The organism is Pseudomonas japonica (genome assembly GCF_900188455.1).
GTDB lineage: Bacteria > Pseudomonadota > Gammaproteobacteria > Pseudomonadales > Pseudomonadaceae > Aquipseudomonas > Aquipseudomonas japonica.
On record NZ_FZOL01000022.1, the window covers coordinates 116,495 to 124,081 of the forward strand.

6 protein-coding genes and 1 pseudogene are annotated in these 7,587 nt (G+C 67.2%); 5 read left to right on the forward strand and 2 right to left on the reverse strand.

Going from position 1 to position 7,587, the window contains the following annotated elements; genetic code table 11:
* Positions 1-18: 18 nt before the first annotated feature.
* Positions 19-2,256 (reverse strand): ATP-binding protein, encoded by a 2,238-nt coding sequence (locus tag CHB99_RS23300; RefSeq protein ID WP_042128794.1) that lies wholly within the window; start codon positions 2,254-2,256, stop codon positions 19-21.
* Entirely contained in the window at positions 2,253-2,867 is a 615-nt protein-coding gene (locus tag CHB99_RS23305) for a biliverdin-producing heme oxygenase (protein ID WP_042128791.1), read from the reverse strand. Before CHB99_RS23305 ends, CHB99_RS23300 begins: the two co-directional genes overlap by 4 nt.
* A 270-nt stretch (positions 2,868-3,137) precedes the next feature.
* On the opposite strand from CHB99_RS23305, the gene CHB99_RS23310 reads away from it, so the two are divergent.
* From CHB99_RS23310 to CHB99_RS23330, 5 genes and pseudogenes are all read left to right on the forward strand, one after another.
* Positions 3,138-4,058 carry a LysR family transcriptional regulator gene (locus CHB99_RS23310; RefSeq protein ID WP_042128849.1) on the forward strand — a complete coding sequence of 307 codons (921 nt, stop codon included), beginning with the start codon at positions 3,138-3,140 and terminating at the stop codon, positions 4,056-4,058.
* The gene (locus CHB99_RS23315) at positions 4,055-4,957 is read left to right on the forward strand and encodes a LysR family transcriptional regulator (protein ID WP_042128789.1); all 903 of its coding nucleotides are present in this window, start codon (positions 4,055-4,057) and stop codon (positions 4,955-4,957) included. Before CHB99_RS23310 ends, CHB99_RS23315 begins: the two co-directional genes overlap by 4 nt.
* Positions 4,958-5,083: 126 nt before the next feature.
* Complete coding sequence (locus CHB99_RS23320; protein WP_042128787.1) at positions 5,084-5,713, forward strand: glutathione S-transferase family protein; 630 nt, start codon at positions 5,084-5,086, stop codon at positions 5,711-5,713.
* A 42-nt stretch (positions 5,714-5,755) separates the two neighbouring features.
* Positions 5,756-6,646, forward strand: a pseudogene (locus CHB99_RS23325) (pyridoxamine 5'-phosphate oxidase family protein); the annotation flags it as partial.
* A gap of 47 nt (positions 6,647-6,693) precedes the next feature.
* Entirely contained in the window at positions 6,694-7,170 is a 477-nt protein-coding gene (locus tag CHB99_RS23330) for a nuclear transport factor 2 family protein (RefSeq protein WP_042128784.1), read from the forward strand.
* Positions 7,171-7,587 lie beyond the last annotated feature (417 nt).

Genomic DNA, 7,587 nt, shown 5'->3' on the forward strand with positions numbered 1-7,587 from the left:
CGCCCCCACGGACGGAATTCACTGCCCCACCGGAATGGTAAACCTGAACTCCGTCCCCTTCCCCACCTCGCTGCGCGCCTCGATCCGCCCGCCATGGGCCTCGACGATACCCTGGGTGATGTACAGACCCAGCCCGGTCCCGGTCGGATTGCCCGCCTTCAGCGTCCAGTAGCGGTCGAACACGTGAGGCAACTGATCCGCGGCAATCCCTTCGCCGTTGTCGCGCACGGTGAAGACGATCTCGTTGCCCCCCGCCACCGCCTGCACCCCCACCGCGCCCAGGCGTGGGGTGAACTTGATGGCATTGCCCACCAGGTTCGACAGCACCTGGAACAGCCGCTCCGGATCGGCATGGATCTTCAGCGCCGGCTCGCTCTCGAAGGCGATGCTGATGTCCTTGTTCAACGCCAGCGGCGCGAGCAGGGCCTGGGTCTCTTCGAAGAGCTGTCCGACGTCCAGGGTCTTCGGCGAGATGGTGTAGCGCCCGGCATCGATCTTCGAGGTGTCCAGCAGATCGTCCAGCAGCGTGCTCATGCGCCCCGCCGCCTGCTGCATGGTGTCGATGGCCGTGGCGATGCGCCGCGAGGTGTGCGGGCCGTCGGAACTGAAGGTCTTCTGCATCATGCCGCAGAGCATGGAGATCACCGTCATCGGGTTGCGCAGGTCGTGGGACACCACGGCCACCAGGTCATCGCGGGCACGCACCGCCTGCTGTTCGCGACGTACCTGGCGCGCCAGGTCGTTTTCCAGGGCGGAACGGCGCAGGTCATTGGCGGCGAACCGATCGCCCTGGCTCCACTTGCGCGAAATCCCGGCCATCTCCACCTTCCAGATCTCGAACGAGGTGCGCGGACGCAGGCGCAGGCCCGTCCCGGAGTTTTCCAGGGCCAGCGGTTTGCGCGGATCACCGCTCCAGTTGATGCTCTCCTTCACCTCCGGGCGGAACCACAGCACGCCATTGTCCACCGGCTTGGGCAGGCTCATGGCGAGCACGCCGCTGGCAACCGCCTGGTACGCCAGGGCCGGCGGGTATACGGCGGACAGGTTGTGGCTGGCGAACACCGGCTCGCCGCTGTGCTGCAACCATTGGTGCAGGGCGCGGATCTCGTCGGGCCCGGGACAGTTGCCATAACGGTGCAACTGCCGGTCCTCGATGATCGCGATGCCGCCGGCGCCGGTCAGCGCCATCAGCACCTCGGGCTGCTCCGCGAGGCCGTCGAAGACGGTCCGCGGCGAATCGATCATCGCCTGGTTGAGCAACGCCAGGGCCTCGATCTTGTCTTCGCGCTGGCGGCTGAGGTCCAGTGCCTCCATGGCGCTGATCTGCAGCGACAGCACCTGGCCGATGGCCTGGCAGGCCATGCGCAGTTCGTGAGGGACGTGCAGCGGCTGACGGTTGCCGCAACTGATCAGGCCCCACAGTTCGCCGTCCTTGAGCAGCGAGATGCTCATGGACGACAGCACGCCCATGTTCTTCATGTACTGGCAGTGGATCGGCGACACGCTGCGCAGGGTGGCGAAACTCATGTCCAGCGGCGCCTGGGTATCCGGGCGCAGGCGCGGCACCAGCGGCACGGCCTGGTAATCGGCGTCGGGAATGATCCGCAGCCAGTTGCTGCGGTACAGCTCGCGGGCTTGCCGGGGAATGTCGGAGGCCGGGAAGAACAGGCCGTTGAACACTTCCATGGCCGGCGCGGAGGCTTCGGCGATCACCTGGCCATGGCCCTCCTCTTCGAAGCGGTAGATCAGTACCCGGTCGTAGCCGGTCATGGCCTGGATCTCGCGCACGCTGATGTCGTACAGCGCCTGCAGCGACTTCGCGCCCTGCAGGCGCTGGAGCATGCGCCCGAGGTTGATCAGGTTGCCGGCGATGCTGTCGGCCCCGAAATGCCGGGCGTGCACTTCCAGTTCGAGGATCAGCACACCGTCGTGGCGATGCAGCAGACCGTCGAAGCTCAGGCCGCCGAGCTGCACCTGCAAGGGCGATTCACTGGACAGCAGCGGCTGCTCCAGGACCGGGCGCAGCGCGACCAGCGCCTGCGCGCCGAGCAACTGTTCCAGCGGCTGCCCGATCAGTGCCTGCGGCTGGTGGCCGAGCAGGCTTTCGACGTTGGCGCTGACCTGGAGGATGCGCAGGTCCGGCTCGCTCAGGGTGACCAGCACGCCATGGGGCTGGATCGCCCCGGGAAAACGGATCGGTTCGTTGGCGCAATCGGCCAGCAGTTCGTCGAAAGCCTTCTGCTCTTCGGCGTTCACAGCAGTACCTCCCGGCTTTCCAGCCAGCGTTCGAAACAGCGGAATGTCTGCTGCGCGGCCTCGACCACGACACCGCGCTCGGCGGCGTCCAGCGGGCGAGTGCACAGCAGGGCAAGAAAGGCCCGCCAGCGGCGCCCGGTGTCGCTGCCGTAGACATCGAGAAAGGCCGCGCCGTTGCTGGCATCGAGGCCGAGACGAGCGTGGACTTCGCGGCGCAGCACCTGGCCACCGAGGGTTGCGCCTTCGATGACGTAGAGCACGCCGAGGCAGGCGGCGGCCGAGCCGAGAGGCGGCAACTCGCGACACACCGGCAACCGCGCCAGCGCCTCGCCGGACAGCCCCAGGGCGCGCAGGTCGTCGCCCAGGGTGGCGGTCTTGTGCAGCGACTGCGGATCGACGGCGGCGGGCAGCTCGCTGCGTTGCCGCAACGCGGCTTCCAGCGGCGCATAGAAACCGTGATAGGCCTGCATCAGGCGCAGGAAGGCCGGGATATCCAGGGTGTCGGAGAAGAAAGGCAGGCGTTTTTCCAGTGCGATGTGCAGTTCGCCGGTGCCGGCACGCAGGGCTTGAAGGACCGGCGCCGAAGCGACGTCACTGGGCGTTGATTGCATGTGGCCTCTGATCTGACAAGTGACCTCGTGATGGCCGATGGCTAAAAGCTGATCGAAAGATCAACAGACAAAATGGACTAATTCCTACAACGGCGCAATGTGGATTCAGTTGGCGCGCCAAAGGAAACGCCAGCAGGTTTTCGCCCCGCCGGCAGCGGGGCAACAGGCGGGTTTCGCCAGTGGCGCCTGCGATCACGTATAAACTCGCTCCACCTTCAAACGCGGTGCCGGTATCGTGCGCCGACTCCCTTCTCAGCGCGGATGATCGACATGGACAGATTCCAGGAAATGAAGGTCTTGCTCGCCGTCACCGACGCTGGCAGCTTCGCCGCCGGGGCCCGCCTGCTGGGCATGTCGCCGCCAAGCGTGACGCGGGTGATCGCCGGCCTGGAGCAGCGCCTGGGCACCCTGTTGCTGGCACGCAGCACCCGCAGCCTGCGCCTGACCGAAGCCGGCCGGCGTTTCGTCGCGGATTGCAAGCGCATCCTGGTCGATCTGCAGGAGGCCGAGGAACTGGCCACCGGCAGCGACATCCGCCCGCGCGGCAACCTGACCGTCACCGCGCCGGTGATGTTCGGCGAGCTGTTCCTGGTCCCGCTGATCACCGAGTTCCTGATGAGCCACCCCGAGGTGACGGTCAATGCGCTGCTGGTGGATCGCCTGGTGAACATGGTCGACGAAGGCGTGGACGTCGCCGTGCGCATCGGCCTGCTCGCGGACACCACGCTGCAGGCCATCCAGGTCGGTGAAATCCGTCCGGTAGTCTGCGCCGCGCCGGCCTTTCTCGATCAGGTCGGCCGGCCCGCCACGCCCGACGAGGTGCTGCACGCGCCGATCGTCATGTCCAGCACCAGCAACCTGCTCACCGAGTGGCAGTTCGATGTCGGCGGCGAAGCGCTGGTCCTGCGTCCCGAACCGCGCCTGCTGGTCAGTTCCAACCAGGCGGCGATCAATGCCGCGTGCCAGGGCTGGGGCTTCACCCGGGTGCTGTCCTATCAGGCCGCCGAACGGGTGGCCAGAGGCGAGCTGGAACTGGTCCTCGAGGACTACGCCATCCAGGCGTTTCCCGTGCATGTGCTGTATCAGCCCGGCGCGCGGGTGCCGGCCAAGGTCAGCCGCTTCGTCGAACACTGCGTCGAACGTTTTCGCGACACATCCGCCCTGCACCTGTCGCGACACGTCAGGTCATGAGCCGCTATCGGCAGATGCAGGCCTTTCTCGCCGTGGTCGAGGCCGGCAGCCTGGCCGCGGCGGCGCGGCGCCTGGCGTGGTCGCCGGCGACCCTGATCCGCCTGGTCGACGCCCTGGAAACCCGCCTCGACACTACGCTGCTGTTGCGCGGGCCGCGCGGGGTGAGCCTGACGCCGGCGGGCGAACGCTTCGCCGCCAGTTGCCGGCAGATTCTCCAGCAGCTCGAGAGCGCCGAGCACTCCGCCGCCGGCCTGCATGTGCGTCCCGCCGGGCGCCTGAGCATCGCCCTGCCGCTGCTGATGGACAACCAGGTGTTCACCCCGATCGCCCTCGCCTACCTGCGCGCCTACCCCGAGGTGCAACTGGTCACCCGGGCCAGCGATACCCTGCCGCGGCTGCTGGAAGATGCCATCGATGTCGCCCTGACGCTGGGCCAGCAGCCCGACTCGTCGGACTTCGCCATGCCGCTGGGCCGGGTCAGCCCGATCGTCTGCGCGTCGCCGGCGTACCTCGCCGCCTGGGGCGTGCCGCTGACGCCCGACGACCTGGCCGCCCATCGCACCGTGCTGACCAGCGCCCCCGGCTACGCCAGCGAATGGCGCTTCCGGCACGCCGACGGCAGCCGCCCGGCCAGGCTCAGGCCGGTGCTGACCTGCACCACCCAGCGCGGCGCCATCCACGCCGCGACCCTGGGCCTGGGCCTGGTCCGCTGCATGAGCTACGAGGCCCACCAGGAGTTGCAGAGCGGCAAGCTCGTGCGAGTCCTGGGCGCCTTCGCCAGCCCCGGCCTGCCCGCGCAACTGATCTACCGCGACGGCCGCCGGGCCGATGCGCGAGTGCGCAGCTTCATCGACTTCGCCACGCCACTGCTGCGCGAGCACGCTGCGTTTCTCGGCTGACTGTTTCGGAATACGGAATTATGGATTGCCATTGATGGCGATTCTGTCGGTCCGCGAACGGGCGCAGGATGCCTCCAGCAGCGCCGCACCGCTGCCCTCCTCCTGACTCGACACGGAACCTCGATCATGTCCCAGACCGCCATCAAGCTGTATCGCCACCCGCTTTCCGGCCACGCCCATCGCATCGAACTGCAACTCGCCCTGCTCGGGCTGCCGGTCGAGCTGGTGTTCGTCGACCTGGCCAACGGCGCGCACAAGGCCCCGGAATTCCTCGCGCTCAATCCGTTCGGACAGATTCCGGTGATCGACGACAACGGCACGGTCATCGCCGATTCCAACGCGATCCTGGTCTACCTGGCGAAGCGCTACGGCAACGACCAGTGGCTGCCGGAAGACCCCGTGGGCGCCGCTCAGGTGCAACGCTGGCTGTCGGTCGCGGCCGGGCCGGTGGCCTACGGCCCGGCGGCGGCGCGCCTGATCACCGTGTTCAATGCCAGCTTCCATGCCGACGAGGTGATCGCCCGCGCCCATGTCCTGCTCAAGGTGATGGACGGCGAGCTGTCCGACAGGCCGTTCCTGACCGGCGCGACGGCGACCATCGCCGATGTCGCCAACTACTCGTACATCTCCCATGCGCCGGAAGGCAACGTGTCGTTGGAGGCCTACCCACATGTGCGGGCCTGGCTGCAACGCATCGAGGCGCTGCCGGGCTTCGTCGGCATGCCGCGCACCACCATCGGCCTGCAGGCCGGTTGAATGCCACGGGCCGCCTCGGCGGCCCTTTCCAGGAGAGCCGCGATGGACAGTTCGTCGAAGTCGCCCTGGCACGCCGGCGAGAAGCAGCTTCAGGCGCGCTTCAAGGTCGCCGAGCGCATGGAACTGGTCGGCCAGAAAGTCATCCGTGACCACCTGCCCGAGCAGCACCGGACCTTCTACGGGCAACTGCCGTTCATCGTGGTCGGCGCTGTCGATGATCACGGACAGCCCTGGGCCACGCTGCTGGAAGGCGCGGAAGGTTTCGCCAGTTCTCCCGATCCGCACCGCCTGCTGCTGGCGAGCCTCGCGCACAGCCAGGATCCCGCCAGCACCGGTCTGCGCGCGGGGCGGGCGATCGGCCTGCTCGGCATCGAACTGCACAGCCGCCGGCGCAACCGCCTGAACGGCAGCATCCGCTGCATCGACAGCGCCGGCATCGAGGTCGAGGTCGAACAGTCCTATGGCAACTGTCCGAAGTACATCCAGCCGCGCGCCTTCACCCACGTCGGCGGACCCGCGCGGGAGCGCCCCGAGACGTTCGACGGGCTGACCCCGCGGACCCAGGAGATGATCCGCGCGGCGGACACCTTCTTCATCGCCAGCCATGTCGAGCATGACGATGGTCGCCACGCGGTGGACGTCTCGCACCGCGGCGGTCGCCCCGGCTTCATCGCCATCGAGGGCAACCGCCTGATCGTGCCCGACTACAGCGGCAACCAGTTTTTCAACACCCTGGGCAACCTGCTGCTCAACCCGGTCGCCGGGCTGCTGTTCATCGACTTCGCCAGCGGCGATCTGCTGCAGGTCGCGGGTCGCACCGAGCTGCTGCTGGACGACCCGCGGATCCAGCACGTCGAAGGTGCCGAACGGCTCTGGAGCCTCGACGTCGAGCGGGTCGTGCTGCGCCGCGCCGCGACGGCGCTGCGCTGGGCGCCCCTCACACCCGCATGAGCTCTTTCAACCCATCGAGGAACCTGCACATGTCCCATCCCGAGATCCGCCCACCCGTGCCGCCATTCACCCGCGAGTCGGCGCTGCTCAAGGTGCGCCTGGCCGAGGACGGCTGGAACAGCCGCGACGCGGCCAGGGTCGCCCTGGCCTATACGCCGGACACCCAGTGGCGCAACCGCGCCGAATTCATCGACGGGCGGGCCGAGGCCGAAACCTTTCTGCGGCGCAAATGGCACAAGGAACTGGAATATCGCCTGATCAAGGAACTGTGGGCCTTCGACGGCAACCGCATCGCCGTGCGCTACGCCTATGAATGGCACGACGACTCGGGCAACTGGTTCCGTTCCTATGGCAACGAGAACTGGGAGTTCGACGAGCACGGCCTGATGGCGCGGCGCTTCGCCTGCATCAATGACCTGCCGATCAATGAGGCGCAGCGCAAGTTCCACTGGCCGCTGGGACGGCGACCGGACGAGTATCCGGGGTTGTCGGCGTTGGGGTTGTGAGGGGGGCTGTGTGGTGATCACCAGGTGCCTGTCTTGAGGCTTGCAGCGCTCTCAAGACCGAGCGCCGCCCGCGCGGCGCATCGCGAGCGCGCTCGCTCCTACATTTGTTGCAACGTGCCATGGCCTGTGAGAGCGGCGTTGCCAGCCTTTGGTGCCTGGCGATCTATCGCGGGGGAGCCCTTCGGGTCGACACGATACCGTGTCGTGCAAACAAGGCGTACAACCATGGCCTGTCAGGCATAGGTACGTTGCAACAAATGTAGGAGCGAGCGTGCTCGCGATGCGCCGCGCGGGCGGCGCTCGATCTCAAGAGCGCTAGAAGTGTGCTGGTCTAATGGCTCCGGACACCTCAATTAGGGAGAATCCCCCTACTGAGGAGTACCCCCGATGACCAAGAAGTACAGAAGATTCACCACC

Coding starts and splice junctions, on each gene's coding strand:
- CHB99_RS23320 (WP_042128787.1), top strand. CDS start 5,084: ATGTCCCAGACCGCCATCAAGCTGTATCGCCACCCGCTTTCCGGCCAC.
- CHB99_RS23330 (WP_042128784.1), top strand. CDS start 6,694: ATGTCCCATCCCGAGATCCGCCCACCCGTGCCGCCATTCACCCGCGAG.
- CHB99_RS23310 (WP_042128849.1), top strand. CDS start 3,138: ATGGACAGATTCCAGGAAATGAAGGTCTTGCTCGCCGTCACCGACGCT.
- CHB99_RS23305 (WP_042128791.1), bottom strand. CDS start 2,867: ATGCAATCAACGCCCAGTGACGTCGCTTCGGCGCCGGTCCTTCAAGCC.
- CHB99_RS23315 (WP_042128789.1), top strand. CDS start 4,055: ATGAGCCGCTATCGGCAGATGCAGGCCTTTCTCGCCGTGGTCGAGGCC.